This window comes from Paenibacillus marinisediminis, assembly GCF_054343325.1.
Genome location: NZ_JBTGUH010000019.1, coordinates 26776 through 53312, shown reverse-complemented (window position 1 = coordinate 53312; position 26537 = coordinate 26776). Strand labels below are relative to the sequence as shown.

The window sequence follows — 26537 nt, the reverse complement described above, 5'->3', positions numbered from 1 at the left end:
GATAGAAACCTCCAACTATGAATTGTTAATCATTATTCGCTAGCATCCTCTCTGTTGCACTTCATGTCCAGCGTGCGCAAATATACCCCTGGCGCTATTTCTACATCATGCAGCGTCTGAAAGCCCAAGCTTAGATACAGCTTAAGCGCAGGCTCGTTGCGCTCGCCTGTGCTTATGATGAATCGGTCAATACCCGACTCGTTCAATACACTCTTCATCAATGAGCGCGCAATCCCCTGTCTGTAATGATCCTGCCTAACCATTAAGCGGCATATGCGCAATTCTCGCGGCGCTTCCATTTCCACAGCTACAACCCCAACCAATTCCTTGGAAGAATTATACCAGCCGTAGAAGGTCTCCGTACTCTCTCTTAGCTGTTCTATCGTCTCCAATAGTGGGGGGATGTCATAAAACTGCATCAATTCCGCTTCCGCTCGGTATGCTGTCTGCTGGATCTGCCATACGCTCCGCGCGATTTCTTCATCCTGTATACATAGCTGTTCAATCATTGTATTCACCTCTCGCTTGAACTTGCCTATCGTCTTAGTCCTAATGCGTGTAAATATAATAATTCAGTAGTAGATTCAATCCACAGAGAGCAACAGCGATTATCCATAGTAAAAAACGGAGCTAGGTCTCGGAACCATCATCTGGTCTGTTCTTCGACGTTAACTCCGTTCATGATTATTAAGCTTGTTTCAATACTTCTATGAGAAGCTCATTGACGAGTGTAGGGTTCGCTTTCCCCTTCGTCTCGCGCATAACCTGTCCAACCAGGAAGCCGATAGCTTTCTCTTTGCCTGCGCGATAATCCTCCACCGACTGAGGGTTCGCGGCAACGATCTTCTCTACGATCGAGCGAATTGCGCCTTCGTCGCTAATCTGTACAAGACCTTGCTCTTCAACGATCGCTTGCGGGGACTTTCCGCTCTCGATCATCGCCTTGAACACCGTCTTGGCAATCTTATTGCTGATCGTGCCCTTCTCGATCAAGCCGATCATCTCACCCAAGCCGTGACCCGTAAGCGCAACATCCTCTATTTCTTTGCCATTCTGATTCAAGTAGCCGAGCAGGTCGCCCATCACCCAGTTGGCAACAGCTTTAGCATCTGAAGTATGCGCTAAGCTCTCTTCGAATAGATCTGCCAGCTTCTTGGAAGAAGTGATCACTTCCGCATCATAGCTCGGCAGGCCATACTCCGATGTATAACGCGCCTTGCGCGCATCCGGAAGCTCTGGAATAGAAGCGCGTACGCGCTCTTTCCAAGCGTCATCGATATGCAGCGGCACAAGGTCTGGATCTGGGAAATAACGATAATCGTGCGCTTCTTCCTTGCCGCGCATCGTAATCGTGCGCCCTTGGGCGTCATCCCATCTCCGCGTCTCTTGAACGACTTCGCCGCCATCTTCCAGGATGTCCGCTTGACGCTCTTCTTCATATTCCAAGCCGCGCTGGACACCGCGGAAAGAGTTCATGTTCTTCAATTCCGCTCTTGTTCCGAATTCCTTCTGCCCATACGGACGAATACTGATGTTGGCATCACAGCGAAGCGAGCCTTCCTCCATCTTCACATCGGATACTTCACAGTATTGCATAATGGCTTTCAGCTTCTCCAGGTACGCTTTCGCTTCTTCAGGAGAGCGCATATCCGCTTCCGAGACGATCTCGACAAGCGGCATTCCACAACGGTTCAAGTCTACTAAGGACCCGAGGCCGCCATCGATATGTGTTAACTTGCCCGCATCTTCCTCTAGATGAAGGCGGTTGATGCGAATACGCTTCGTTTCGCCGTTCACTTCAATATCGATCCAGCCGTTCTGTCCGATCGGTTGATCGTATTGCGAGATCTGATAGGCATCCGGCGAATCAGGGTAGAAATAGTTCTTGCGGTCAAATTTGCTCACGGATCCAATCTCGCAATTCAGTGCCATTGCCGCCTTCATCGCATATTCAACCGCTTGGCGGTTCAATACGGGAAGTACACCTGGATGACCAAGGCAGATCGGGCAGGTTTGCGAGTTCGCCGGCGCACCGAATGCGGTGGAGCAACCGCAGAAGATCTTGGATTTCGTGTGTAATTCCACATGGACTTCCAAGCCGATGACCGTTTCATATTTTGCATGCGACATGTCTAGGTTCCCCTCCTCTTACAACTGCGGGCGCAGCTTATGATGTTCAGTGTTCTGTTCATAGACGTGCGCCGCCCGGAGTACCGTCGACTCATCGAACGGCTTGCCGATAATTTGCAAGCCGACCGGCAGCCCATCCGCGAAGCCGCAAGGCACACTGATTGCAGGAACGCCTGCTAAACTGACCGGAATCGTCAGAATATCGTTCATGTACATTTGGAGCGGATTATCTACTTGTTCTCCGATCTTGAAGGCCGTCGTCGGCGCTGTTGGCGCCATCAACAGATCGTACTTCTGGAACGCTTCATCGAAGTCGCGTTTAATCAAGGTACGAACCTTCTGTGCTTTCAGATAGAACGCATCATAGTAACCGGAGCTAAGCGCATAGGTGCCGAGCATAATGCGACGCTTCACTTCTTGACCGAAGCCTTCGCTGCGTGAGCGAATGTAGAGATCAAGCAGGTTATCAGGGTCAGCAGTACGAACGCCATAGCGAACGCCGTCAAAGCGCGCTAGGTTAGAGCTCGCTTCCGAGGAGGCGAGGAGATAATAAGCTGCTACGGCGTACTCCGTATGCGGCATGGATACCTCTTCCCACGTCGCGCCTTGAGATTCATACACTCTCAGAGCTTCAAGGATCGCTTCCTTGACTTTAGGGTCTACGCCTTCACCCATGTATTCCTTAGGCACACCAATGCGGAGGCCTTTGATATCACCGGTTAAAGCTTCACTGTAATTCGGGACATCCACCTGTGCGGATGTGCTGTCCATTGCGTCGTAGCCAGCGATCGCTTGCAGCGCGAGCGCGGAATCCTCGACTGTACGGGTAAGCGGCCCAATCTGGTCAAGGGAAGAAGCAAACGCTACTAGGCCGTAACGTGAAACAAGGCCGTATGTAGGCTTCAATCCAACTATGCCGCAGTAAGAGGCTGGCTGGCGAATCGATCCGCCAGTGTCAGATCCAAGCGCGAACGGCACTTGACCTGCTGCTACAGCAGCAGCCGAACCGCCGCTTGATCCACCCGGTACGCGCTCCAGATCCCAAGGATTGCGTGTCACCTGATAAGCGGAGTTCTCATTGGAGCCGCCCATTGCGAACTCATCCATGTTTAATTTGCCGACCGTGATCGCGCCGGCTCGCTTCAATTTGCGAGAAACCGTCGCATCGTATATCGGTAAAAAGTTCGCTAAGAACTTGCTCGCGCAAGTCGTGCGCAGACCTTCCGTTACGATGTTGTCCTTCACTCCAACAGGAATACCAGCCAGAATGCCGGAAGCTTCTCCCTTAGCCAATAGCTCATCCGTCGCGCGAGCCGCTTGGCGGGCACGTTCCTCATCCAATGTTAAGAACGCTTGGACCTTCGATTCAGTCTCGGCAATACGTGTATAGGACGCATTCACCAGCTCCAACGCAGAGAGTGAATGCGATTGCAGTTGCTGTTTCAGTTCAGCTAGCGATAATTGCATCGGTGTCAATTCAGACAGCCTCCTTCTCTTCTATTCCAATACGGCTGGCACACGGAAATGGCCGTCTTCTTCTTCTGGAGCATTGGCCATGACTTGCTCAATTGCTAGAGACTCTTGCACCGTATCATCTCGCATTACATTGCGAATAGGCAGAACATGCGATGTCGGGGGCACGTCATCTGTATTCAATTCATTTAATTTGTCTGCATATTCAAGGATGGCGTTTAGCTGACCTAAAAATTGTTCTTTCTCTTGTTCACTTAGTTGAAGACGCGCTAGTTTAGCTACATGTTCAACATTATCCAGGCTGATGCTCATCGTTATAGGGAACCTCCTTGCTCCAATCGACAAAATGTATCCCTTTATTATAGCCCAGAACAAAAATCATCTCAACGGCGCGATTGAATCGTGTTGCTTGTGGAAACGTTCCCTGCAGAGCATCGTATTAAGGAGTAAAGATATGTCCGAATTGACATTTGTACACTCTCACAGAAAGGATGAACTCGTATGTCTCTATTGGCCATAGCATTTACTGTTGTGTTCATTTATCTCGTTATCATGGTTCCGATCCAATACTCTTACCTCATAGAATTAAGGAAGCAGCAGCAGGCCCGGCAAAATGAGTGCTATGACCAATCGTCCGTGCCTGAACAGATGGCACATGATTCGATCTCGAGCAATTCGTTCTTTAAACCCGCCAATCTGATCGCCAGCTGGATTATTCGGTTAACTCAGGGAAAGCAGTAAAAGAAAAACACCAGGAGCAGGCATGAACCTGTTTCGCTGGTGCTGCGTTCGTTGCGTTTGTAGTTTACAGCATCGTTATTTCTTAGGAAATCTCTTAGGAACAATGCGAATCGGCAGCCTTATGCGAGCCAGACCTAACGTCAGAATGAAGCCAAGTGCGATACTGATAGCTGTAGAGAAGGCATATATCGCGTTACTCCATGCCCCTTCCGGGTTGCCCAACACAAAGTCATACATGGTAGAATAGAGCGCTGCCCCAGGTACGAGGGGGACAAGGCCAGGAACGATAAAGCAGATCGCCGGCATCTTCGCTTTGCGCGCTGTTCCTTCAGCAAATATGTTCAACACACAGGATGCTATAAAGTAGGCCACGAACTCACTGCCTTGCAGTAGTTTAGCTACATCGAAAGTTAACCAGCTAAGCGCGCCAGCTAAGCCAGACAAGAGCATTCCCTTTAAGCGAAGCTGGAATACCCCGCCAAAACACATACTGATGACGAAGGATGAAAGTACTTTCGTTATTATAGCAGCCCGCCTCCCGCCCAATTCATACTAAGCGCGATTACAGTTCCTGAACCAACCGCGATTGCGATCGCAATCAGGAGTGCTTCTGCCGTCCGCGATATCCCAGACATAATATCTCCGGCCATAATATCACGCGAGGCATTCGCTAATATGAGTCCTGGGAACAAGTTCATCAATACCGAGATCAATACCGTGTGCGAATGCGGCCCTAGACCGCTGGACGCAAGCAGTAGAGTGGACAACGCAGCTACAGCTCCGCCGATAACATGAACAAATACGACATTATACTTGCCCCGTTCAAATATGTACATGACCAGCCTCATGATCACCGCACTAATGAACGCATTCAGGATGTTCAAGACCCCTTCTCCGAAGAAAACGGCATATCCCGCCGCAATAAGTGCGTAGAACAAGCTCGATAACCAGAGAGGATAAGGCTTGTCCCTATCGATCTCCTGCAGCCGCGTGTACAGCTCTTCTACCGTGATATGCTCTGAATACAATTTGCGAGAGAGCTCGTTGACACGAACAATCTTCTGTAGATTAAAGCTGCGGTTTGTTACCCGCTTAATGACGGATTCCGCGCTAAAATCATCGCGAACAGCTGATGTGATGATCGCAGTAGGCACGACGAAGCTTTCTACTTCTTCAAATCCATATGCTTGGCATATTCGCCCGATCGTATCTTCGACTCGGTACGTTTCTCCTCCGCTTTCCAGCAGAATCTTGCCCGCATACGTCGCCACGTATACGACGCGATTCAAGTCCACGTCCACTCTCTCCTTTGAGCAAAGATGATGTAGAGCTCCACATGTATAGGATGAACCGATTGACTAAATCTCCATACATTCTAATATGAAATAAAAGAAGGACGTGCAAGGTCACTGCAATCGCAGTATAAATCTTCCTTACACGTCCATTCCTACTTTAATACCTGCCGCTTTATATCCACGCACGTAAATTCACTTGTTTAATAAAATCCTCCGCTGATAGAGTTTCCGGAGCTGTCTCATCCGTTTCCTCCAACGGCTCATCTCCACTCATCAAGCGTCGAAATAACTTCTCATTGTGAGTGGCGAGCGCATAATCGATGAGCGCTTCTCGTTCCACGCGTTCCGCCTCCTGCTGAAGCAACAGCTCTTCGCTCTCTATATCAGATGCAGGTACGAAGAAATTGCGGCCAGCACTCGGTATACGAATAACAAAGTCAAATGCGTTATCCGCATTGCGGTCATATGCAATGATATAGCCATAATCCCCGATAGGCAATTGCTGTTCGAAACGGTCGGCGACAATGACGATCTTATCTCCCAACTGTGGCATTGTCCTAACCTCCCAATCGCTATAGTTATAGTTTAGGTAAACACTATCGTACTAGAAAACGCTGGCCCTGTAAACGATTAGTACTCCATACTTACATTTAAATTTAACAATGTATGACACCTTCAGGGGCTGTTGTCAAATTGATGAAGCCGGATTCCGTAATAAGGTACGTATTCTCGATTCCGACAACACCGCGTCCAGGGAACGTAAACTTCGGCTCCACGGCAACAATCATGCCTGGTTGAAGCTGCTGCTTAAAGCCTCTTGCCAATACCGGCCATTCATCGATCTCCATACCGATGCCGTGACCTAGAAACTTCACTTGATCTTCTCCATAGCCCATAAAATGATCGGCCAAACCAAGGGAATCCGCCATTGCCAGCGCATCGGTATAAAGCGTCTCACAGATCGTTCCCGGCTTCAGCTTCTGCTCGGCAGCGCGAATAATGGCTTCAGCCGCATCATAGGCAATCTGCAACTCCTCTTCCAACCGGCCAATTACAAGCGTGCGCGTCTGGTCGATAACATACCCGTCAATGCAGCAGCCGATATCCACGAGAATTGGTTCATTCCGCTTCATCACCTTGCGGCTGGATCCCTGCGGGCTGGCAGGCGTTAATCCGCGTCCTCCAGCAGGACCGTCAAAATAAGTAGGCTCTGCTGCCGCTTCGCCTGATGCTACCATACCGGTAATAATCTCTTGGTTATAACCGCGCATGCGCATCATCCCGATATGCCCCTGCATGCGAAACATGTGCTCAATGTGAGCGATCAGCTCAAGCTCCATCATACCCTCACGCACATACTGGGCGGCTTGCTCCAGCACGCGATGCGCGGCAACGGCTGCCATGCGAATACGGCTTACTTCAAACGGCGACTTCACCATGCGAAGCTCGCGAAGCATTGCCGAGCCATCCTGCCAAGTCATTGCGGGCAGCACTGCCTGCAGCCGCTCAAACTGCTGCACGGGCAGAACATCGTACTCGGTTACTGCGGTGAGCTTCTCATCACGCTCATAAAGCTTCGCAAAATGAGCTCGCACCGTTTCACCGAACTCTCGGAAAGAGCCGAGCGGTTCCACCTTCACCGTCGATTCTGCCTGCGCACGCTGCAGGCTTCGTTTCACAAAGTACACGGGATCCCCTTCACGAGGGACAACGACATATCCTGTTTGCATCGAACCTGTTAAATAATAAATATCCACATTATGCGTCACAAAGAACAGATCCACGCCGACTTTCTGCATTCTTGATTGTAATCGATTCATTCGCTCGAGATGCTCTCTTGTCTCTATTTCATTGCGGTTATGTCCTGTACTCATGTCAGTTCCATCTCCTTAAATGATGATCCCCTCTGCCGAGAGGACGCAGCAATTGCCTTCGTTATGTGTGAAAAGGCTGTCCTGCAGTAAGCAGGAACAGCCTAATATCCTAGTATTCATCAACATGTATATGAAACGTACGCGGAAACGCCGAACGACCGCTTAATGATAAGCATTGATGTATATGTTAATGATAGCACGAACCTTGAATTAGCGCCATCGATCAGCCTATTACCTGAATGTTAACTCCGAGATGTCATGAAGGGCACTTCTGAGATCATAGACGTCTGATATAATAAATACGATTAGCTACCAAAGATAGGAGCGAGAAGATTGAAACAACGAATTGTGCTAGTAGAGGACGACCGCGAAATCGGAAGTTGGCTTCATAACTTCTTAATCGATAAGCAATACACGGTTGAGTGGCTGACTTCGGGAGAGAGGCTTATCGAAGAGGCTGCTGAAGCTGATCTGATCATTTTAGATGTGATGCTGCCTGGGCTGGATGGATTCTCGCTCGCGCGGCGGCTAAAGAAGGAACATTCAGAGCTCCCTGTGTTAATGTTGTCTGCTCGAACAGCTATTGATGATAAGCTTCAAGGCTTACAGTTTGCTGATGATTACGTGACGAAGCCGTTTCATCCTGATGAGCTGGCCGCACGCATCGAAGTACAGCTTCGACGCTATATGCGAAATGATCCTGAACATATTGAACTTAAGCATTTATCTATATATCCGCAGCAAAATCGAATCATTGATCACCAAACGAGCGAAGAAATATCCCTTACCGGCAAGCAGTTTCATATCTTTATGTACTTATTTCGCAATGCCAATCAGATTCTGACGAAGGAACAGATCTACGAGAGCGTATGGGGAGATCCTTATATCGAGGGAGACAAGACCTTAATGGTACATATTAGACATTTGCGTGAAAAGTTGGAGCGAGATCCAAGTCAGCCCGAGTTGATTGAGACCATTCGCGGCATCGGATATCGGGTGAAGCGATGAGGCAGGAGCTGCGTATCCGTTGGCGTCAGTCACTGCTTATTCGTTATGTTCTCATTGTGTTCATCGCACTCGTACTATGGATTATCATTTACCCTATGATATCAGTGCTTATGATGATCCCTTACAGTCTTGGTGTTGAAGCGGAAAGAGAGCATAATCCCTACACAGTTGGGGCTGATATCGAAGCTCGTTGGCATGCGGAAGCGAAGAAACTGGATGGCGCCAAGCCCGAGCAAATAGACGCCGCGCTGCGTTCGCTGCATCGCGAATATGATCAAGCCAGTCTATTCTGGGTGGACCATACTGGAAGGACTCAGCTCATGTTGCCCGAACAGCCTTCTCTTCACAAGACATGGGACGTTTCAGACACAATTGCCTTTATGAAGAGCAGTTATGGCGGCGATCCGTTCACGGTCGTTGCCTTTATCGGTCAGGATCAGGAGCAGGGCTTCATGGTCATTCAAGTGCCGCGCGAGCTGATGAAAGTAGTAGACGGGGTGCCTAAGTTCGATTACAGAGCCGCGGTCACCCTGCAAATCACGATATGTGTCGGATTTGTGCTGCTGTCGCTCTTGTTCTTCCTAAAAATTCGCAAACGGCTGGTTCAACTTGAGCGGGCGATGACAGCAACCTCCGCGGACGGTTTGCCGCAGCCTACGATAGTACAGCGCGAGGATGAGATCGGCCGAGTGGAGCATGCATTCAATCAGATGGTCCAGCAGTTGAAAGCGGGTCGTGTGCGAGAACAGGAAGAAGAGATGCTGCGCAAAAATCTGATCGCTAATCTGTCGCACGATATTCGGACTCCGCTGACAACGATCAGAGCACATACTCATTCCTTGCATCATGAGAATCTTTCCGTCCAAGGAGCGGTATCACTTAAACTTATAGATCACAAGATCGAGGATCTAGGTCAGCTTGTCGACAATCTGTTGTCCTACACCCTTCTATCCGCCAAGCGGTACGAGCATTCGCCTCAGCAGGTTGATCTGACGCGGCTAGTCCGTCAAAGCGCGGCAACCTGGTACCCTGTATGGGAAAAAGAAGGGATCTCGCCTGATATTAGTTTGCCGGGGCATGCCGTTAATTGGACGCTTGACCCGCAATGGATGAAGCGCGTGCTGGACAACCTCATTCACAACGTGGTCCGACATGCAGGCAGCGGTCAATATATCGGCATATCATTGCGAGCTAAAGAACACGCCTTCCTGCTTGAGATTATGGATCGCGGACCTGGTCTCGAAGGATCGTCAGCGACTCATGGCACAGGCATCGGCTTGACGATCGTTCGCATGATGCTGGAGGAAATGCACATGACGCTGACCATCAATAGTGATGATAAGGGAACCTTGATCCAGATACGGTCAAATTTAAACCAAAATTAAACTTGATACCCCCTCACCTTAACCTTGCTTCAGTATCGTAAAGGCAGAGGTGATAGATAGTGAGTCAAACTATTGTACAAACAGAAGGCTTAACAAAGGCATATGGCAACAGATTAGCAGTTGATTCCTTAAAGCTTGAAGTAAAGCAAGGAGATATCTATGGCTTTCTCGGTCCAAATGGAGCCGGCAAGACGACTACGATACGGATGCTGCTGGGCTTAATTCGACCAACACAGGGGCGTATTCACATATTCGGGAAGGATCTGCGGCGTGAACGGCTTTCCATACTTGGTAAAGTAGGCGCACTCGTAGAGTATCCTTCATATTATGGTCATCTGAATGCGATTGAGAATCTAGAAGCCATACGACGTATTCTGAACGTGCCGCGAAGCCGTATCGATGAGGTTCTATCTATCGTTAGGCTGACCGCAGACGCTAAACGTCAAGTCAAAGGCTATTCTCTAGGGATGAAGCAGCGTCTTGGAATCGCTGCAACGCTGCTGGGCTCTCCCGAGCTGTTGATTCTCGATGAACCGACTAACGGTCTGGATCCGGCAGGTATTCTTGAAATACGTGAGTTGATCAAGAGCTTGCCGAAGGAGTATGGGATGACGGTGCTGCTGTCCAGCCATCTCTTGAGCGAAGTGGAACAGATGGCTTCACACGTCGGCATCATTAATCAAGGCAAGCTTGTATTCCAAGATTCACTTGCTACCTTGAAGAATCAGGCTTCGCATCAGATTCAATTCCATCTGTCTGAGCCGCTGCAGGCGATCCGTACGCTGGAGAAGATGGGGCATAAGGGTGAGCTGGGCAACGACTCCGTGTTCGTCGACGCTCTCTCGAACGAGCAAGTAGCTGCCATCGTTCATATGCTCTCCCAGGACGGACAGAGTATCTATCGGATTACCGATAAGCATCAATCGCTTGAAGATATCTTCCTGCAGTTTACCGGCGGGGTGAGCGTATGATGCTGCTGCGAATGCTATCCTCGGACAGGCTGAAGCTGCGAAGAACGTGGATCTTTGCCCTCGTTTTTCTTGGACCATGCGGCGTAATCGGCCTGCAAGCAGTCAACTGGGGCCGTCGTTATGATTATTTAATAAATAAGTACAAAGATGACCTATGGGGAACGCTGCTGCTGGATGTCAGCTATTTGGCTCTGCCTGCTCTGCTGCTCGGCATTACATTAGTCGCGAGCATTCTATGCAGCATCGAGCATCGGGAGCAGTCCTGGAAGCAGCTGCTGTCACTGCCTGTACGGCGAACAACCGTATTTCTATCAAAGTTCATCTGGATTCAGATCCTGCTGTTTCTAGCATGTACACTGCTAACTGCTGGGACTCTGCTTCTCGGCACCTTGCTCGGATTTCGAGCGGGAGAGATTCCGTGGGCAGATCTATTCGTACTTTGTTACCTGCCGTGGCTAGCCGCGATGCCGATCATCGCTGTTCAGCTCTGGGTATCCTTGGTGATGAAGAATCAAGCGACAGCGCTCACACTGGGAATACTGCTCACCGTTATGAGCCTATATGCTATGCAATTGCCGAATTGGGTGCCTCTTAAGTGGCCGATGCTGCCTGCGGAAATGGGCGGAGCCGGAGTATCGGTAGCCGCAGGGATGATTACCGGACTTGTCATCGCGTGTATGAGCCTCGTCCATTTTGTACGAAAGGATGTGGCTTAAGATGACTAGATTGATCCGTGTCATGCGTTCCGAGCTTATCAAGCTTAAGAGAAATCGACTAATGTCACTGCTTCTTGTCAGCCCGCTGCTTGCTTTAGTCATTGGATACATGTTCCCGGTGGAAACTAATAATCCACATGCTTGGGGCATGATGCTCTCGATGATGGCGGCTGCCCACTCTATCCTGTTCCTGCCGCTGTTATCGGGTATTATCGCATCGTCACTATGCCGTTATGAGCATGCGAACGGAGGCTGGAAACAGACGCTGGCTTTACCCGTCTCTCGAACGCATGTTTATGTGGTGAAGCTGCTCCTTGTTGCAGGATTGCTGCTTGTGATACAGCTGCTATTTCTTGCGGCGGTGCTCGGTGTTGGCTGGTATAAAGGGTTTCCTGGAACGCCATGGGATCTGCTTCTGAGAAGTGTATTGGGAGGGTATGTGACAACATTATCGCTCGCTATGCTCCAGTTGTTCGTCTCAACCGTGTGGGCGAACTTCGCAGCGCCGATGACGATCAATGTTATCTTGACGCTGCCCAACCTGCTTGTCATTCAATCCAAGTATGCTCCGTACTATCCATGGAGCCAGCCTGCTCTAGCCATGCTGCCGCGAGATATCAACGAATTCGGCTTGAATATCCCGCTGGACATGCTGCTTATGGTTTCAGGCACCAGCTTTATCGTATTTTTCGTGCTTGGCCTAGTGTACTTCAACAAGAAGGATATACGCTGAGATAGAAAGGGTCCGTACCGTCTAAGATATGTTGACGGTACGGACCCTGTTTTAATTTGGTGCGGAGCGCGGGAGGCTGAGACGTCGGTTTTCGACGTCTTAGCCTCTGAAAGGCGCGATTTTGAGCCTGAGACGTAGATTTTCGACGTCTCAGGCTTCGTTCGCGCCGCCGCGAGGGCGCTCGAGAGGCTAAGACGTCGGTTTTCGACGTCTTAGCCGCTGAAAGGCGCGATTTTGGGCCTGAGACGTAGATTTTTACGTCTCGGGCTTGGTTCGCGCCGCTACGAGGGCGCTCGGGTGGCTGAGACGTCGGTTTTCGACGTCTTAGCCTCTGAAAGGCGCGATTTTGGGCCTGAGACGTAGATTTTCGACGTCTCGGGCTTCGTTCGCGCCGCTACGAGGGCGCTCGGGTGGCTGAGACGTCGGTTTTCGACGTCTTAGCCTCTGATAGGCGCGATTTTGGGCCTGAGACGTAGATTTTCGACGTCTCGGGCTTGGTTCGCGCCGCTACGAGGGCGCTCGGGTGGCTGAGACGTCGGTTTTCGACGTCTTAGCCTCTGATAGGCGCGATTTTGGGCCTGAGACGTAGATTTTTTCGTCTCGGGCTTGGTTCGCGCCGCCACGAGGGCGCTCGAGAGGCTGAGACGTAGATTTTCGACGTCTCAGACTTCGTTCGCGCCGCTACGAGGGCGCTCGGGTGGCTGAGACGTCGGTTTTCGACGTCTTAGCCTCTGATAGGCGCGATTTTGGGCCTGAGACGTAGATTTTTTACGTCTCGGGCTTGTTCAACGCCGCCGCGTATGCGCTCCGGCAGCTGTGCGTTAGATCATGCGGTTGTATTTTCGCTCCTGGCCGATCGTGGTTGCTGGGCCGTGACCTGGATAGACGTTCACTTCGTCTCCCAATGGCAGCAGCTTCTTATGAATCGAGTCCATCAGCTCTGGATGACTGCCGCCGCGGAGATCGGTACGACCTACCGAGTTCTTGAACAGCACATCGCCAGAGAACAGATGATCATCGATTAAGTAGCTTACGCTTCCCGGCGAATGACCAGGCGTATGCAGCACATCAAAGGTCAAGCCGATTAACTCCAGCTTATCCCCTTGTCTAATAAAATGCTCCGCAGGCTGAGTCGAGATCGGACGCGTCACCTGCGGCCACATCAATGATCCATTCAGCTCTGGCTTTACAAGCCATTGCTCCTCATTGCGGTGCATATAGACCGGGCACTTATAGCGATCCCGCACTTCCTGCAGTCCGCCGATATGGTCAAAGTGAGCGTGCGTCAACAGCACAGCCTGGACCTTCAAATCTCCTAATCCAAACAGCAGTTCCTCTGGCTCTGAGCCCGGATCAATGACGATTGCTTCTTTCGTTTCTTCATTTTCAAGCACATATGCGTTTGTTTCCAGAGCTCCCAGCGGGTAACTTGATATACGATACATAGGTGACTGACACCGCCTTTATCCCATAATAATTAGTCATTAAATTGACGACAGAATGTCTCGCAATTCACGTGTGATGCGCGCCTGATAACCCGTGCCTTCACCGTAAGACTCCATTATTTTCACATAAGCAGCCTTTAAGTTCGACTGGTAATCCTCAGCTTCGCGATCGGTGTTCTCCTGCTTGAACTTGATCATGTGAGCCTGCACATCACTTGGACGAGGACCCCATTGACCTAACACATGTCCACCTGTGTCCGTAATGAGCACAACTGGAACGGATCTCCCACCCATCGTCAGAAATTGATCCATTACCTCAAGAAACTGTTCCATAATGAGCACTTCTGTCGGTATGCCCGCCGTCTTCATCGCCTGAAACACCACTGGCACATTGCGAACGACATCCCCGCACCAGTCAGCCGCCAAGATCATGCAGCGCAGATCGTCACGATACTGCAAGGATTCAAAGAACTCCCGTTCTTCCTCGCTTGACCATTGAAAACGGTCGTACCAGTCTTGGAAAGCATCTTTGTTTTTCGTCATCCCATCCGTAAATGCTTGCGGGCTAATTCCCTGCCCCATGACATTCGCTAATGATTTACTCATTATACACGCCTCACTTTCAATTCATAAATAGTCATATGAATGACACCGACCCAAATGGGTGCCGCCTGCACAATAAGTAGAAGATGCTTCAGTAAACTTATTCTACCATATGGAAGATCATGTCTCTACTAATGGAATGAGCGTACAAGCAGCTGCATATAGATGGACTAGCTGATGGATTAGATGAAAGAGGTATTGTACGTACATTTAAAATGGTGAAGGAGGGTTATGCATGTCCCGTTTCTGGGTAGTGTCACGCAAGCAATGGCGATTGGGCTTAGCCGTACTCTTAGGTATCCTCATTCTCGCCGCCTTCTGGCGGTTCGAGTCGATGAAGGTGGATGAGGAAGAAGCGCTCGCGCTTCCTGCCAAAACGAATGTGCTTCATATGGTAACTGGCGAATTCAAGTCAAAGCTTGATGACGGTCAGGAAATAGAGGCATACGTATTCAGTCCTAGTACGGTGTACGCCAATGACGGTGAGATGGTTGAGCTGCGGATTCGCGGGGTCAACGGCAAGCAGCATGATTTTTTCATAGAAGGCATGGATGTAAAGGGCTCGGTCTATAAGAATAAAGAAACGGTGGTTACGTTCAAGGCAAAAAAGGGCAAATATAAAATCGTCTGCTACACCCATGCAGATGCCGCTCATCATGGACCGATGATCGGACACATTGTAGTCGATTAAGAGTGACAGGCAGCGAACTTCCGCATATGTTATAGCGATCATTCATCTAGAGAGGAGCCTGCCTGTTGAAGCCAAATGAACGTCATGCCTCCCCGCTTCCTTCCGTGCGCAAGATTCGCCGCTCATGTCAGAACGAGCTGTACCGCACAGTTAAGCGAATGAAGGTCTACATCTCTGAGGATCTGCTGAAGCAAGGAGAGCAATTGTATACGAAAAAAGTGATTGGGAATCTCATGTGGATTCATGAGAACAGCAACAACCGCAAGCTGCTGGCCGACTGGTTCGACGAAGCGGTAAGCGAAGATCTTGCGGAGCTGTGGCAGGTCGATCGCGTGCAGCTGAGCGGACATTTTCGCCATACCTTCGGAGGCTAAGCTGCAGTGCGCCGGAACGGAAAAACATCATACGGATGGCGCAGGGGCGGCGAGTGAATACTACTCGCCGCCCAAGCTTATGATGTAGGCGGAAGCCGCAGCGCGCTCGGCTTCCGACGTCAGCGCGAACTGTTTATCGTTCGCGACATGCGGCATAGCCGCGATCTGGCGCACGTCAGCCGCGTAGCGCTGGAAGTGCGCCTGCGCCGCCTGAGCAAGCTCGCTTGCCAGGGCGGCGTCCCCCCGGCTGGCCGCCATGTCGGCCATGCCGGCCAGCCTGACGACCGCTTCGGTGCGCAGCTCCTTGTCGAAGCGGTCGTCCTTCACCGCCGCCTCCCAATAGGCGGCGGCTTCGCGGAGCTGCCGTGCGCGCTCCGCGGCAAGCGCGAGCTCGCGGTGCAGCGCCTTGCCCGCGCGCTCGTAGCGCTCGCCCGCCTGCAGGAGCGCAAGCGCCTCCTGCGGCGGCAGCTGCTTCGACACGGCGATGCGCAGCGCCGTGTCCGCAGGCGCAAGGCTGAGCGCTGCCTGCTGCGCGGCGGCATTCGCTTCGCTTGCGCCAGCGGCGTATAAAGCGTTGGCTCCGACCATGCGGAGCCCCATCGCCGCTGGCACCAACAACGCGGCGGCCACTACAGCCGCCGCCAACCTTCCACCGCGGCGGGGCAGCCCGCGCCGCTCCTCTACTCCCTGCTCCCCCATAATAGGGAACCATCCGTATGCCAACCAAGACATCGCCAATAGCGCAATCGCGCCATAGGACAAGTCGAAGTCGATCAGGCTGTGCCCAATAACAACTCCTGCTGCCAATCCCGCTCCGGGATCACGCTTCCATGCACGTAAGAGAGCGACCGCTGCAAGCGAAACCGTCAACAGTGTCCCGATTAATCCAATATCGAGCAGCAAGTCGGCCAGACTGCTGTGCACTTCCTTGCCGACATACGGCTCAGACTGGATGCTGGCGAACTGCTGTCTCCATGCATCCCCTCCGCTCCCCATCCAAGGGCTTTCCTTCCACAACGTGAATGCGTCTTTGTAAAATAATCCCCGTGCCGACATCGTATCAAAATGCCCGCTCAAGCGACTCCCGGACTCTTCGGGCTGAAGAAGCCACGTAGCACCCAACACCAACACGCCGCATAAAACGATCACAATCGTACTTCTCTTCGATAAGACGAGAGCATCCTGATTGGTGCTCCGCAATCCCAGAACACATGGCAGCCATACACTGCCAGTGCAGGCAATGAGGAAGGGCAGACTAATCCACCATCCCTCTGTAAGCCAAGCTTGTGCGCTTCCGACTGAAGCCAGCACGCCCCACACGACAAACCAGAATCCCCATCCCTTGGCGGAGAAACTACTATATCGGCTCGTTAGAAGCCAGATTGCGACAGCCACGAGCACCACTAACCCAGCTCCGCGCGATTCCGTTAATATAAGTACCATTGTATGAAGCAGAATAGAGGTCCCTGATATCGCCCAGCTATATATGGTCTTTGCAACAGCCACACGGTGCAAGTGATACAGCACATATGCACCTGCAACCGCGCCTAATGCATTAGGATACTGAAACCAGCCGCCTAATCGAAAACCCAAGGCGGTTATTTCAGCATTCGAGCTTAGCATTACACCACCGTCATATGTAAACCAACCGTACAGCATGATGAGCGATCCAAACGATATGAACCAACCTGTCGCAGTCATCACCGCATCCCACCATTGCTTTCCGGTACGCGGTATATCGCACACCATGCCAATTAGCAGATATCCCCACGCGCCATAAGCCGTCCAGCGCAAGCATTGCATCCATGTGCCATGCGTCGAAGCCGGGTCCAACAACAACGCTGCCGCATAACCCATTGCCGCCATCCATGGGAATAGTATGGACAGCCTGTTTTCTACTATCATACCTCTTCGGCCCGTAACGGCATGCTGCAGCAGCTTTACGATCGATGTGGTAATGATCAGTATTTCAGCAGATAAAAAGCCTTTATCATAGAAGCTCCCTTGTCTCCATAAGCTTATACACAACACCACAGCCAACCCCGTTATCCCAGCAGCTGATGCATGGAGTCGCCGCTCAATAACAGGGTAATAGGTTAATTCATTCGAAACAGATCCCTTCAAGCTGTAACCGTCTCCTTTCCTTCTCTACATCATATCCTTTCTATTAACCGGAATAAACCCGCAACCTGCTCCTCACTTTAACAACGAAAAACAGCCACGCATAAGGCATCCCCCCGCTGGCTGTTCTGATTCTTCTTGTATATCAAGCAACATTAGTGATGTGCTTTCTTCTTTGCCTCGACATAGGCTTCGATCTGTTCACGCAAGATGAAAGCTTGCAGTCCCCGCGATCCTTCATCATCCAAGCTACCCATAGCGGCACCACAGAAGCTCTTGCCATCTCGCAGCGCGGATCGAATGATCCTCAGCTCACAAGTCAGCGTAAAGCCGATATGAAGCTCCGCCAACACCCTGCTTGATTGTTCCAGCGGCTGATCGGATAATAACGTGAACCCAACACCATTCAAGCTGATATCGTGCAGATGCATCGGCATCGGTGAACTAAGCTGAATAATCGAGCCGTCCTGCCCATATAGTGCCGTAATAAAGCCGTGCTTGCGAACTTCAATCCGCGGATGCTCGCGTCGTTCCGAAAATCGAGATTGTTGGTTAGGTGGATAAATAAACAGTAGAGAGCCTTGATGACGCGCGATAATGACGGTTGTGAACGTATGAATACCTACTGGCGAATATACAGTTACCTTCACTCGCTCTCCGAGCTGGAACTGATCGTATTCAGGCAGCTGTACATCCATAAGTTCCCCTTCGATGAAGGAGATAACACCTGTTGCAATACATTCTTCTCCTTCTAACACCGTACGGCTGTGCAGCAGTACTCGCAACTGATGTTGTGGAGATTCGTTAGTATAAGTCTCTTGCAACCTGAACGGCCCCTTTCCTAATATGCTGATGCATCTCGCGATCGTTCCCGTTCGGGTACCTCGGATGCATCAGTAACTACATGAAGCAATGCCTGTCCATCATATTATCAAGCTGACAGAGCCAATATCAAGTCATATGACGTGAAGTACTGTACTGATGATCATTCTTCGTTCTTACTGGCATGATACAGTTGCGTCCATTTTCCTTAGCTTGGTACATCAAACGATCCGCTTCATCAAACAGCCCCAATATCCACGGCAGCAGGGGTTCATTAGGATCCGGTTCTTCGATATCATCAGAAGCCAGTATTCCGACGCTGATCGTGACCAAGATTGGATAACCAAAGGCTGATTGCGTAACGGATTGACTCAGTAACGCTGTTAACTGACTTGCAAACTCATGCGCTTCCTCTCCATTCACACCTGGCATGAATACCGCAAACTCCTCACCGCCATAGCGAGCGAGCAGATCGGAATCATGCAACAATGAACGAACACATTCTGACGTCCAACGGAGGGCTTCATCACCGGCAAGATGTCCATAAGTATCATTAATTGCTTTAAAATGATCAATATCAAACATGACCAAACTAAAGGAATGATCTTTGCTCGGATAATGTTCAAAGTATCGTTCCATCTGCTCCATCAGAAATCTGCGGTTGTAGCAGCCAGTGAGCGGATCCGTTACGGCAAGATGCTCCAGCTTGCGGTTAGCGATATAGAGCTCTTCTTGTGCGCGCATCAATTCCTGATTGCGTTCAAGGAGCGCTATGTTCTTATTGTTCATCTCATCGACTAAATATCGCAGCCGTGAAATATCATGGAACGTCAACAATCGACCTACCCATGATTTTTTATCGTCATAAATGGGGGAAATATGAAGAGATACATATTTATTTCGTCCGTCAATTTCATGGTTAACAACGATCTCGACGGCAATTGGCCGATGCCGCTCATGGTTATACGTAGTCTCGATACGCTCTGCTTCCATTCTATCGTGGATAAGGGCGAAGAGGGATTTCATATCTATTCTGAAGCCCTTCTCAACGTGGAAGAACGTCTGAATGCCGCGGTTCACATCCAATACAACATCCCGCTCGTCCACTACAATAATTCCGGAGTCCATCGTATCTATGACTTCGCGTCGAGCAATCGAAGAGATTTCGAATACGCGGTAGCGTTGAATGACGACTACAAATATGATGTCGGACAACAATATACCAAGCGAAGTCATTCCAAACAACCCTCGGTCAGGGTGAAAACGAATAACATTTACGATCAAGTCAGTTAATGCTCCGGCAATGAAGATCAGCATTCCCAGCGACAACAGGATTAGCTGTTTCAATTGAGCGGTAGACGTCTGATTGTTCTTGTAAATCGCACGCAGCATGATAACAGAAGTCGATATGAAATAGCTCCCGATCAAGAGGACATAAGGGATGAACATGGGTCCGAATGGGGCCATCACGGTATCCTGATTCCGATCACTGAACCATAGCTGCGGCAAACAGACCATCGAAAGCGTGACGCCTGCTACAGGAGCAATTGCCAACCATACCGTAGATGCTTTCATATGAAAGGATTGCTGAGTAAACAAGCGCGTGAACAGGAGCCAGCCAGGTCCTAGAGACAAGAGCGAGCATAGCCCCGTGCCCATGGCTGCCTGACGAACGAATGGATCATTCGAGATATGATAAATAAACTGGCTTAATGGCCAAAGCATCATCATAAAATGAAAGGCAAGATATGATTTGTGCAAATTCGATATTTGATTCACAACTAATACGTAAATTAATATACCGAACATTATGGCAAATAGGAAAAAATCGACCCAAGGAAGTCCAAATAGCATAAAACACTTCACACCCTCTATCGAAAGACATGTCGGTAGGCATGCAGCGAAGACTGTAAATTAGGCTGAAAGTCGCATCATCCAATCATTTTATCTCATTTTCCATCATATTACAACGAGTGCGCACCTTTGGGATTAGGTATAAATCCCTATAATATTGTATGCAACCCTCATTCGTGTCAAAATAGGATTAGGAGTTAGTATTCCTTCTTATTGGCTTAGAAATGAGGTGCCAACGTGATAAATTTCGTGGTTTATCCCATGACTGAAGAAGATGGCCGGGCAATATGCGGTTGGATGTATACGCCGCCATATAATCTATATCAGTTTTTGCCGTGGGCGGAGATGAAGGCGCTTGAGATCGAATTCGGCGACCCGGCGCTTCGTCGGCAGCAATATGTTGTTGTTCGAGATGAGAAGGGAGAGCTAAGCGGATTTGCACAGTATTTTCCGATGGAGGGTGTAACACGCCTTGGACTTGGCATGCGTCCGGATCTAACCGGGAAGGGATTTGGCGTATGGTTTGTAAATGCAATCGTGAAGGAAGCCCTGCGCAGAAATCCGAACAATGAGATCGATCTGGAGGTACTCACTTGGAATAAACGTGCTATTGCCGTATATGAACGCTGCGGGTTCCGCATCACGGATACTTACGAGCGACGTACCGCTGCTGGGATGGGTACTTTTCATTGCATGGTGTATGAAGGTGAAGGTTCCTTTCTGACGTAAATAGGCGCTGAACTGCTTTCCCAGCAGTCCAGCGCCTTTTGTATATCCCATGCATTTACACAGATCTCGATAAGCCTCGCTCTTGCAGCATATCCTGAAGCGCCTTTTCGAGGTAAGGATCAATGTGCAAGAAATTGCGGAATGCCTCATACTTAGCCCATGCTGCTGCTGCATCTCCTTCATCAGAGCGAACGGCACGTATTAAAATGTTTTTCGGCGTATGCTCCATATCGATGAATTCCAGCAGTTGCGTCTTGTATCCGACACAATCTAGAAGATTAGAACGAACAGCATCCGTCGCGAGCGCTGAGAAACGCTCTTTTAAGATGCCATGGCTAAGCAGCGGCTCCAGCACGGGCTGCTCCACCTGACGGAAGAGCTCATGCTGACAGCATGGCACAGACAAGATGACGCCCGCGCCCCAACGAACCGCCTTGTCCAGAGCGGCATCTGTCGCGGTATCGCAGGCATGAAGCGTGACTACCATATCCACTGCCGTGACATCCTGGTACTCAGCGATATCTCCTACGGAAAAGGATAATCCGTCGTATTGCAGCTTGCGAGCCAGCGCTTCACAATGCTCGATGACATCCTTCTTCAGATCCAATCCATTAATGCGCACCTCTCGCTCGCATAGGACGTGCAAATAATGATACAGCGCAAAGGTAAGATAGGATTTGCCGCAGCCGAAATCAATGACTCGAATCGGACGGTCGCTTGGGAGATACGGGAGTGTATCCGCCACCATTTCCAGAAAACGATTGATCTGCTTAAACTTATCGTACTTCGACGCCAGCACCTTGCCTGAATCGTTCATAATGCCGAGCTCCACCAGAAATGCGGCGGGAACACCTTCCTCCAGCAAATAGCGCTTCTTCCGATTATGGGATAGATCGGCTGGTGCAAACTGCTTCGCCTGCTTCTTGATATTCACTTTGTGCTTCTTGCTGATCAGGATATGATATTCAGCATCTGCCGCACGGATAAGCGCTTGTCGAAAATTCAATTCGAGCAGTTCAAACAGCTTATCCGCTGCTTCGGACTGTTCCGCATTGACGTGAGTCACCTTATTCGAGAAATGGTACTCGAATTGAATCATAATCTCGCCGCGCAGCTGAATGGGCTTCACGCTTACCTTGGTGCACCCTTCAGCTGGCGCAGTACGGACTTGGCTTAGTATAGCGGAGTGCAGCATTCCTTCTCCGATAATTGAATCTAGCAATGATTTGAGTTGTTCCATCTTAAAGCTTCAACCTTTCACTCTCGTTCATGATGGATCCGATGTCGACGCTTGCGGAAGCTCGCCTATATCGGCTATCGCCTCTTCTACCTCTTCTCGAGATAGTCCACCCTGTTCTAGCTCGTCATCCGTCAGCTTAAGCAGCTTCTGGTACCACGCGAGGACAGCGGACCGGCTTATCGGATCCTGTTCGTTGTTAATTCCATCATAACATGCATTCTCTGCTTCCGCATATCGACCATCCCTGTCATGCCAACGCCACACCCGCTCCAACAATGAAGAAGGGAGGGAATACGGACGCAGCAGCTTTGCCGCATGCTCTGCCTTCTCCATAACCTTAAGCATACGACGGTCGCTGTCATGAAGCATCGCTTCCAGCAGCAGCTCATAGCCTTTCATCACACGTCGAATATAGGAGACCTCGCTTGCTTCTCGCCCTAGCTCTTTCAGCTCAACATCTCGCAACAGATCCGCTCTTTCCAGCAGAATATAGGCAAAGGCTTGGAGCTCGTCCGCTTGTATACGTCCATGCCGATCAAACAAGCGAATCAGATCGTCCACGCTCAATGAATCCGCAAGCGGTCCAGTTAAGCGAAAGCGCCGATCAAGCAGCTCATCCCATTCTTGAAGCAGATCCTTCTTCTCCTTCTGCTGTAAGCCCAGCGCACGGCCGATTAAGGTCGTCATCTCCTGAATCAGGCGAACCAAATAGTCACGCTGATACATGTCATTCCTCCCCGATATATTCAGATTTCACACTATTACTTGGGATCGGTGGACTCGATGCTGACTGCGACGCTTATCTATAACTTTACTATTCTTGGATGCTTCTACATAATCTACCTAAAAATGAGACAGTTCAATGTAAATATAATTGCAGTATAACCAATAAGAACAACCCCCACAATAGGAGCAGTCAGGGGTTTAAGAGAATTGACCCAAGATTGAGGGCACAGGGTTTCCCCTGCACCCTGCTTGTTCTGTTTGCCTATCACCAAGAGATAGTGCTAGCGCTTGTTATTCCGAACGAGCATCATCCTTATCTCCTGTGCTCTCATCGTCCTCTTTATCCCTAACAGTGCCTAGGGGATTAATAAAGACACCCATAGCAGCACCCGCACCGCCTATGGTCCCCATAGTATCTCCAGTGTTAACGCCAACCATAAAGGGCGTTTTGCGATCAAGGCTGTCGTTTTGATTCGGATCAGTTTCTTTAGCCATCCATCTCACTCCCTCGTTCTTGTGATAGGGAACGCTGTTTCGTGCTTGCGCATTCCACAATCTATCTTTCCCTAACGGATGCGAAAGGATGCTTAAAGATACGCTCCATTGCTATGGGGATGTCCCAAAAGTGGATTTTAGCCGGGAGCGGACACACGAGCCGCTATATGCTGCAAACACCAATAATTCGCCATACTAGCGGACCGTAGAGCCGTTATTTGACCTGAATAAGCCGTTTAGTACTAGTTTTGAAGCAAATAGCGTCATCTGTGTCCACAAGCCCTCAAAAAATACCCCGAAATCATGAAATAGCGGCCCCTGTGTCCGTTCAAGCGCGGGTCATATGGCATTGCTAGCACCGTATGTGCTATCGGATAAAAAAACCGCTGTTCCAGACTCATCGACTAGGTAAGCGGTCTCTTTTTGGTGTAGAAACAGAGAAGGGCTGTCCCAAAAGACATGAGAAAAATGACTTTTAGGACAACCCCTTAAATCAATTCCTTATTGTGCTGCAACATACTCGCTCATAAATCTTTCGATTGCAGCCGCCATTAGATCCGGCGTTTCCATCATCCCCATGTGCCCCGCACCCGGAATCACTTCCTGCATCACATTCTCTCCTGAGGCTGTAAATAACCGCTCCTGCGGAACGACAGCATCGCCTTCACCCGCTACGAGCAAGAGAGGCTGCTTCGTCTCGGACATAACCGCCGTGCGGTCTACGCGCTCGCGCATAGCTAATGCAGCGCCGATTGCTCCTTGCGGCGGCGTATTGTAGCCGATCTCTAGGGCTTGCTCGATCAGATGGCTATGCTGAGAAAGCAGTGCAGGATGAAACAGCTTCGGCACAAGTCCGTCCACAAAGGCTTCAATTCCCCCAGCCTGAATGCCCTCAACAGCCTTCAAGCGATTGGCTCTAGCCTCTTCCGAATCGGGATAGCCTGTAGAGTGAACGAGGCCAAAGCCCAGCAGGCGATCGCTGTAACGCTCTGCGAGCGACAAGGTTATGTATCCACCCAGTGAATGACCTAGCAGTACGAAGCGTTCTAGTGACAGCTTCTCAGCTAGATCAACGATATCATCAGCCATCTGCTCGATCGTATAAGCTCCAGACGGGGCATCCGAATGACCGTGACCGCGCAGATCAGGCATAAGGACGCGGAACCGCTTGCTGAGTATCGAAGCTGTCGACTTCCAATAATCAGAGCTGCCGCAGAAGCCATGCAGTAAAATGATCGGTACGCCCTCACCGATATCCTTTACTTCTAATGCGAAATGCTCGTTAATATTTATCTTCGTCATTGTGTTCCCTCGATTCTATATAGGTATAGGTTCTTTATCTATGTTATCGCTTGTCTATTTATGACTGCTAGTGTCCATAAAGCATCGGACAATAGCCTCAGCGACCTTATCAGCTTGGCGCATCACAGCGTAAAGTGAAGTGGTCTGCAGCGTCCAATACGGCTTGGGACTGTTCATGTTAACGACAGCTGCAATGCTGTAATGACCGACTGCAGGCAGCTCTGTGCCGACGGATTGAGCAGGAATTAGCGGCTGATCATGAATCAAATAATCGCCAACTGTAGAAGGATGCCCTAAACAAGCATCGACTGCGATGATAATCCGATCTTCCGGGATATCTGCGATACGACGCTCTAGATTGGATGCGTCACAAGGAGCTTCTAAGGTACCGATCACTTCCGTGATTCCTCTTCTGACCAAGGCTGAGCCTACTAGAGGTCCGAGCGCGTCACCTGTAGAGCGGTCTGTGCCTATACATACAAACACAAGCCTGTCCAATGGAAGATGTCCTACCAATTCATTTAAATATTCGGGCAGTTGATCGGCATTGCACTTCCGCGGCTTACCGTTACTATCTGAATCAGATCTCAACTTATCGTGCATAACCGATCCTCCTCTATGTCCTGCTATGATGCCTTATTGTACTGAAGTTGTGTATGCTTGCCAAGTCTACGGATTGTTCAACCTCCTTGCTCATGGTACAATACGTTCAGTCACGCTGAAGATTCGGAAGAAAGGATGGATTGTGATGGCACAAGAGAAGACACAAGCTCAAGTGGAGATTATGATCGAGGAAATAAAGAGCCGCTTAAAGATGGCTACTGCGCAAGCGATGCAAGCTTCTGCATTTTCAGTAGAGCAGTATGATGATATTAAGGACATCTATGACATCGTTATAGAAAAGACGAGCTTTAGCATCAGTGAGATGGAAGCGCTCGTTTCCGAACTAGGCAAATTACGCCGAGGCTGAGTCCGTAAAATGAACACCTTGTTAAGCAGAATGCCCTATCCACACCTGATGCATCAGGGATGGATAGGGCATTTTTAGATGTAAAGGTTAAGATGGCATTATGATGATTAAAGTGCAGCCAAGCTGGCCCGAAGTGTCTGAATGCGCGCTGTTTCAATTGGATTAAGCGCTTTGCCGTCTACTCTGACAGCAGAACCAAAATGAACGCGTTCCACACCCGTTTCACGCAGGAATGGCATAACATTATCCGCATGGAGTCCACTGCCTGCCAGAATATGAACGCCCTGCGGCTTGGCTGTTTCAACCATGCGGCGTATCGTACTCGCCGCTTGAACGGCATGGTCCGCTCCACCAGAAGTCAATATATCGGTGATGCCTTTATAAGAGATGATGGTTTCTAGAGCCTTCATAATATCGGCAGATTCGTCAATCGCGCGATGGAATGTCATGTCCATCGGCCCCGCTGCATCCAATACACGGCGCAACGCCTCTTCATCGATCTGCCCATCAGCAGTCAGCGCTCCGAATACGATCGCTTTAGCCCCTGCTGAACGCGCCAGCTCCACATCTCTTACGATCGTCAGCATATCATCTCGATCGTACACAAAGGAGCGCGCATGCGGGCGGATCATCACTCGAAAGGGAATTGTCGATTCTGCGGCAGCCTGCTCGATCAGCCCCAAGCTAGGAGTCAAGCCGCCCTCCGCGAACGCTGTTATGAGCTCGATCCGATCCGCGCCTCCTGCTTGCGCGGCTCTTACATCGCTGAGCGTTGTGGCAATAACTTCAATCATTACGGGTGCTGTCGCACTCATGTCTACATGATCCATCGTTCATCA

The 26537-nt window shown here is 50.0% G+C and carries 29 protein-coding genes; 10 read left to right on the top strand and 19 right to left on the bottom strand.

Annotated elements, in window-relative coordinates; translation table 11 throughout:
- Positions 1-32: 32 nt before the first annotated feature.
- The 4 genes from ACXX53_RS22570 to gatC all read right to left on the bottom strand — a co-directional run bounded on the left by ACXX53_RS22570 (position 33) and on the right by gatC (position 3915).
- Positions 33-509 carry a GNAT family N-acetyltransferase gene (locus ACXX53_RS22570; RefSeq protein ID WP_458570950.1) on the bottom strand — a complete coding sequence of 159 codons (477 nt, stop codon included), beginning with the start codon at positions 507-509 and terminating at the stop codon, positions 33-35.
- Positions 510-687: 178 nt separating this feature from the next.
- Complete coding sequence (gatB, locus tag ACXX53_RS22565; protein ID WP_458570949.1) at positions 688-2130, bottom strand: Asp-tRNA(Asn)/Glu-tRNA(Gln) amidotransferase subunit GatB; 1443 nt, start codon at positions 2128-2130, stop codon at positions 688-690.
- Between the two features lie 18 nt (positions 2131-2148).
- Complete coding sequence (gatA, locus tag ACXX53_RS22560; RefSeq protein ID WP_458570948.1) at positions 2149-3606, bottom strand: Asp-tRNA(Asn)/Glu-tRNA(Gln) amidotransferase subunit GatA; 1458 nt, start codon at positions 3604-3606, stop codon at positions 2149-2151.
- A 21-nt stretch (positions 3607-3627) separates the two neighbouring features.
- Positions 3628-3915, bottom strand: a complete 288-nt coding sequence (gatC, locus tag ACXX53_RS22555; protein WP_458570947.1) for an Asp-tRNA(Asn)/Glu-tRNA(Gln) amidotransferase subunit GatC — start codon at positions 3913-3915, stop codon at positions 3628-3630.
- A 189-nt stretch (positions 3916-4104) separates the two neighbouring features.
- On the opposite strand from gatC, the gene ACXX53_RS22550 reads away from it, so the two are divergent.
- The gene (locus tag ACXX53_RS22550; protein WP_458570946.1) at positions 4105-4344 is read left to right on the top strand and encodes a DUF3949 domain-containing protein; all 240 of its coding nucleotides are present in this window, start codon (positions 4105-4107) and stop codon (positions 4342-4344) included.
- 75 nt (positions 4345-4419) lie between these two features.
- Here the strand turns inward: ACXX53_RS22550 and ACXX53_RS22545 are convergent, their stop codons facing one another.
- The 4 genes from ACXX53_RS22545 to ACXX53_RS22530 form a co-directional block, all read right to left on the bottom strand.
- Entirely contained in the window at positions 4420-4890 is a 471-nt protein-coding gene (locus ACXX53_RS22545) for a threonine/serine exporter family protein (protein ID WP_458570945.1), read from the bottom strand.
- A complete protein-coding gene (locus ACXX53_RS22540) occupies positions 4866-5639 on the bottom strand; it encodes a threonine/serine exporter family protein (protein WP_458570944.1) in 774 nt (257 codons plus the stop codon). Before ACXX53_RS22540 ends, ACXX53_RS22545 begins: the two co-directional genes overlap by 25 nt.
- A gap of 172 nt (positions 5640-5811) precedes the next feature.
- Positions 5812-6192: an ATPase gene (locus tag ACXX53_RS22535; RefSeq protein WP_458570943.1), complete on the bottom strand. Its 381-nt coding sequence runs from the start codon at positions 6190-6192 to the stop codon at positions 5812-5814.
- A 103-nt stretch (positions 6193-6295) separates the two neighbouring features.
- Positions 6296-7513: a M24 family metallopeptidase gene (locus tag ACXX53_RS22530; RefSeq protein WP_458570942.1), complete on the bottom strand. Its 1218-nt coding sequence runs from the start codon at positions 7511-7513 to the stop codon at positions 6296-6298.
- Positions 7514-7846: 333 nt separating this feature from the next.
- On the opposite strand from ACXX53_RS22530, the gene ACXX53_RS22525 reads away from it, so the two are divergent.
- Genes ACXX53_RS22525 through ACXX53_RS22505 form a run of 5 tightly spaced genes read left to right on the top strand, consistent with a single transcriptional unit; the run spans position 7847 to position 12326 of the window.
- Positions 7847-8521, top strand: coding sequence for a response regulator transcription factor (locus tag ACXX53_RS22525; RefSeq protein ID WP_458570941.1), 675 nt, complete (start codon positions 7847-7849; stop codon positions 8519-8521).
- Positions 8518-9906, top strand: a complete 1389-nt coding sequence (locus ACXX53_RS22520) for a HAMP domain-containing sensor histidine kinase (RefSeq protein WP_458570940.1) — start codon at positions 8518-8520, stop codon at positions 9904-9906. The genes ACXX53_RS22525 and ACXX53_RS22520 overlap by 4 nt, the downstream gene beginning before the upstream one ends.
- Positions 9907-9965: 59 nt before the next feature.
- Positions 9966-10877 carry an ABC transporter ATP-binding protein gene (locus ACXX53_RS22515; RefSeq protein ID WP_458570939.1) on the top strand — a complete coding sequence of 304 codons (912 nt, stop codon included), beginning with the start codon at positions 9966-9968 and terminating at the stop codon, positions 10875-10877.
- Positions 10877-11593: an ABC transporter permease gene (locus ACXX53_RS22510; protein ID WP_458570938.1), complete on the top strand. Its 717-nt coding sequence runs from the start codon at positions 10877-10879 to the stop codon at positions 11591-11593. Before ACXX53_RS22515 ends, ACXX53_RS22510 begins: the two co-directional genes overlap by 1 nt.
- Position 11594: 1 nt before the next feature.
- Entirely contained in the window at positions 11595-12326 is a 732-nt protein-coding gene (locus ACXX53_RS22505; protein ID WP_458570937.1) for an ABC transporter permease, read from the top strand.
- 821 nt (positions 12327-13147) lie between these two features.
- On the opposite strand, the gene ACXX53_RS22500 is transcribed toward ACXX53_RS22505, so the two are convergent.
- The gene (locus ACXX53_RS22500; protein WP_458570936.1) at positions 13148-13771 is read right to left on the bottom strand and encodes an MBL fold metallo-hydrolase; all 624 of its coding nucleotides are present in this window, start codon (positions 13769-13771) and stop codon (positions 13148-13150) included.
- A 39-nt stretch (positions 13772-13810) separates the two neighbouring features.
- Entirely contained in the window at positions 13811-14377 is a 567-nt protein-coding gene (locus ACXX53_RS22495) for a thioredoxin family protein (RefSeq protein WP_458570935.1), read from the bottom strand.
- A gap of 232 nt (positions 14378-14609) precedes the next feature.
- Between ACXX53_RS22495 and ACXX53_RS22490 the strand changes: the two genes are divergently transcribed.
- A complete protein-coding gene (locus ACXX53_RS22490) occupies positions 14610-15065 on the top strand; it encodes a cupredoxin domain-containing protein (RefSeq protein WP_458570934.1) in 456 nt (151 codons plus the stop codon).
- Positions 15066-15127: 62 nt separating this feature from the next.
- The gene (locus ACXX53_RS22485) at positions 15128-15439 is read left to right on the top strand and encodes a dehydrogenase (protein ID WP_458570960.1); all 312 of its coding nucleotides are present in this window, start codon (positions 15128-15130) and stop codon (positions 15437-15439) included.
- A gap of 60 nt (positions 15440-15499) precedes the next feature.
- On the opposite strand, the gene ACXX53_RS22480 is transcribed toward ACXX53_RS22485, so the two are convergent.
- The 3 genes from ACXX53_RS22480 to ACXX53_RS22470 form a co-directional block, all read right to left on the bottom strand.
- The gene (locus ACXX53_RS22480; protein ID WP_458570933.1) at positions 15500-17563 is read right to left on the bottom strand and encodes an O-antigen ligase family protein; all 2064 of its coding nucleotides are present in this window, start codon (positions 17561-17563) and stop codon (positions 15500-15502) included.
- 152 nt (positions 17564-17715) lie between these two features.
- The gene (locus tag ACXX53_RS22475; RefSeq protein ID WP_458570932.1) at positions 17716-18384 is read right to left on the bottom strand and encodes a PilZ domain-containing protein; all 669 of its coding nucleotides are present in this window, start codon (positions 18382-18384) and stop codon (positions 17716-17718) included.
- Positions 18385-18511: 127 nt separating this feature from the next.
- Positions 18512-20191, bottom strand: a complete 1680-nt coding sequence (locus tag ACXX53_RS22470; protein WP_458570931.1) for a diguanylate cyclase — start codon at positions 20189-20191, stop codon at positions 18512-18514.
- Between the two features lie 306 nt (positions 20192-20497).
- Between ACXX53_RS22470 and ACXX53_RS22465 the strand changes: the two genes are divergently transcribed.
- Positions 20498-20965, top strand: coding sequence for a GNAT family N-acetyltransferase (locus tag ACXX53_RS22465; protein WP_458570959.1), 468 nt, complete (start codon positions 20498-20500; stop codon positions 20963-20965).
- Between the two features lie 55 nt (positions 20966-21020).
- Here ACXX53_RS22465 and ACXX53_RS22460 read toward each other — a convergent pair whose 3' ends face one another.
- From ACXX53_RS22460 to yyaC, 5 genes are all read right to left on the bottom strand, one after another.
- Positions 21021-22205 carry a class I SAM-dependent methyltransferase gene (locus tag ACXX53_RS22460; protein WP_458570930.1) on the bottom strand — a complete coding sequence of 395 codons (1185 nt, stop codon included), beginning with the start codon at positions 22203-22205 and terminating at the stop codon, positions 21021-21023.
- A 27-nt stretch (positions 22206-22232) separates the two neighbouring features.
- Positions 22233-22931, bottom strand: coding sequence for a DUF6483 family protein (locus tag ACXX53_RS22455; protein WP_458570929.1), 699 nt, complete (start codon positions 22929-22931; stop codon positions 22233-22235).
- Positions 22932-23222: 291 nt separating this feature from the next.
- Complete coding sequence (locus tag ACXX53_RS22450) at positions 23223-23426, bottom strand: hypothetical protein (RefSeq protein ID WP_458570928.1); 204 nt, start codon at positions 23424-23426, stop codon at positions 23223-23225.
- Between the two features lie 501 nt (positions 23427-23927).
- Positions 23928-24728, bottom strand: coding sequence for an alpha/beta fold hydrolase (locus tag ACXX53_RS22445; RefSeq protein ID WP_458570927.1), 801 nt, complete (start codon positions 24726-24728; stop codon positions 23928-23930).
- Positions 24729-24782: 54 nt separating this feature from the next.
- A complete protein-coding gene (gene yyaC, locus ACXX53_RS22440; RefSeq protein WP_458570926.1) occupies positions 24783-25331 on the bottom strand; it encodes a spore protease YyaC in 549 nt (182 codons plus the stop codon).
- 145 nt (positions 25332-25476) lie between these two features.
- Between yyaC and ACXX53_RS22435 the strand changes: the two genes are divergently transcribed.
- A complete protein-coding gene (locus ACXX53_RS22435; protein WP_458570925.1) occupies positions 25477-25698 on the top strand; it encodes a DUF1128 domain-containing protein in 222 nt (73 codons plus the stop codon).
- A gap of 107 nt (positions 25699-25805) precedes the next feature.
- Here the strand turns inward: ACXX53_RS22435 and ACXX53_RS22430 are convergent, their stop codons facing one another.
- Complete coding sequence (locus ACXX53_RS22430) at positions 25806-26528, bottom strand: copper homeostasis protein CutC (RefSeq protein WP_458570924.1); 723 nt, start codon at positions 26526-26528, stop codon at positions 25806-25808.
- Positions 26529-26537 lie beyond the last annotated feature (9 nt).

What these genes read in the sequence shown, in the direction of transcription:
- ACXX53_RS22470 (WP_458570931.1), bottom strand. Translation starts at nt 20,191, where the DNA reads ATGTTCGGTATATTAATTTACGTATTAGTTGTGAATCAAATATCGAAT.
- ACXX53_RS22435 (WP_458570925.1), top strand. Translation starts at nt 25,477, where the DNA reads ATGGCACAAGAGAAGACACAAGCTCAAGTGGAGATTATGATCGAGGAA.
- ACXX53_RS22460 (WP_458570930.1), bottom strand. Translation starts at nt 22,205, where the DNA reads ATGGAACAACTCAAATCATTGCTAGATTCAATTATCGGAGAAGGAATG.
- yyaC (WP_458570926.1), bottom strand. Translation starts at nt 25,331, where the DNA reads ATGCACGATAAGTTGAGATCTGATTCAGATAGTAACGGTAAGCCGCGG.
- ACXX53_RS22455 (WP_458570929.1), bottom strand. Translation starts at nt 22,931, where the DNA reads ATGTATCAGCGTGACTATTTGGTTCGCCTGATTCAGGAGATGACGACC.
- ACXX53_RS22520 (WP_458570940.1), top strand. Translation starts at nt 8,518, where the DNA reads ATGAGGCAGGAGCTGCGTATCCGTTGGCGTCAGTCACTGCTTATTCGT.
- ACXX53_RS22530 (WP_458570942.1), bottom strand. Translation starts at nt 7,513, where the DNA reads ATGAGTACAGGACATAACCGCAATGAAATAGAGACAAGAGAGCATCTC.
- ACXX53_RS22510 (WP_458570938.1), top strand. Translation starts at nt 10,877, where the DNA reads ATGCTGCTGCGAATGCTATCCTCGGACAGGCTGAAGCTGCGAAGAACG.
- ACXX53_RS22500 (WP_458570936.1), bottom strand. Translation starts at nt 13,771, where the DNA reads ATGTATCGTATATCAAGTTACCCGCTGGGAGCTCTGGAAACAAACGCA.
- ACXX53_RS22445 (WP_458570927.1), bottom strand. Translation starts at nt 24,728, where the DNA reads ATGACGAAGATAAATATTAACGAGCATTTCGCATTAGAAGTAAAGGAT.
- ACXX53_RS22535 (WP_458570943.1), bottom strand. Translation starts at nt 6,192, where the DNA reads ATGCCACAGTTGGGAGATAAGATCGTCATTGTCGCCGACCGTTTCGAA.
- ACXX53_RS22505 (WP_458570937.1), top strand. Translation starts at nt 11,595, where the DNA reads ATGACTAGATTGATCCGTGTCATGCGTTCCGAGCTTATCAAGCTTAAG.
- ACXX53_RS22550 (WP_458570946.1), top strand. Translation starts at nt 4,105, where the DNA reads ATGTCTCTATTGGCCATAGCATTTACTGTTGTGTTCATTTATCTCGTT.
- gatB (WP_458570949.1), bottom strand. Translation starts at nt 2,130, where the DNA reads ATGTCGCATGCAAAATATGAAACGGTCATCGGCTTGGAAGTCCATGTG.
- ACXX53_RS22450 (WP_458570928.1), bottom strand. Translation starts at nt 23,426, where the DNA reads ATGGCTAAAGAAACTGATCCGAATCAAAACGACAGCCTTGATCGCAAA.
- ACXX53_RS22495 (WP_458570935.1), bottom strand. Translation starts at nt 14,377, where the DNA reads ATGAGTAAATCATTAGCGAATGTCATGGGGCAGGGAATTAGCCCGCAA.
- ACXX53_RS22490 (WP_458570934.1), top strand. Translation starts at nt 14,610, where the DNA reads ATGTCCCGTTTCTGGGTAGTGTCACGCAAGCAATGGCGATTGGGCTTA.
- ACXX53_RS22570 (WP_458570950.1), bottom strand. Translation starts at nt 509, where the DNA reads ATGATTGAACAGCTATGTATACAGGATGAAGAAATCGCGCGGAGCGTA.
- gatC (WP_458570947.1), bottom strand. Translation starts at nt 3,915, where the DNA reads ATGAGCATCAGCCTGGATAATGTTGAACATGTAGCTAAACTAGCGCGT.
- ACXX53_RS22465 (WP_458570959.1), top strand. Translation starts at nt 20,498, where the DNA reads ATGACTGAAGAAGATGGCCGGGCAATATGCGGTTGGATGTATACGCCG.
- ACXX53_RS22430 (WP_458570924.1), bottom strand. Translation starts at nt 26,528, where the DNA reads ATGGATCATGTAGACATGAGTGCGACAGCACCCGTAATGATTGAAGTT.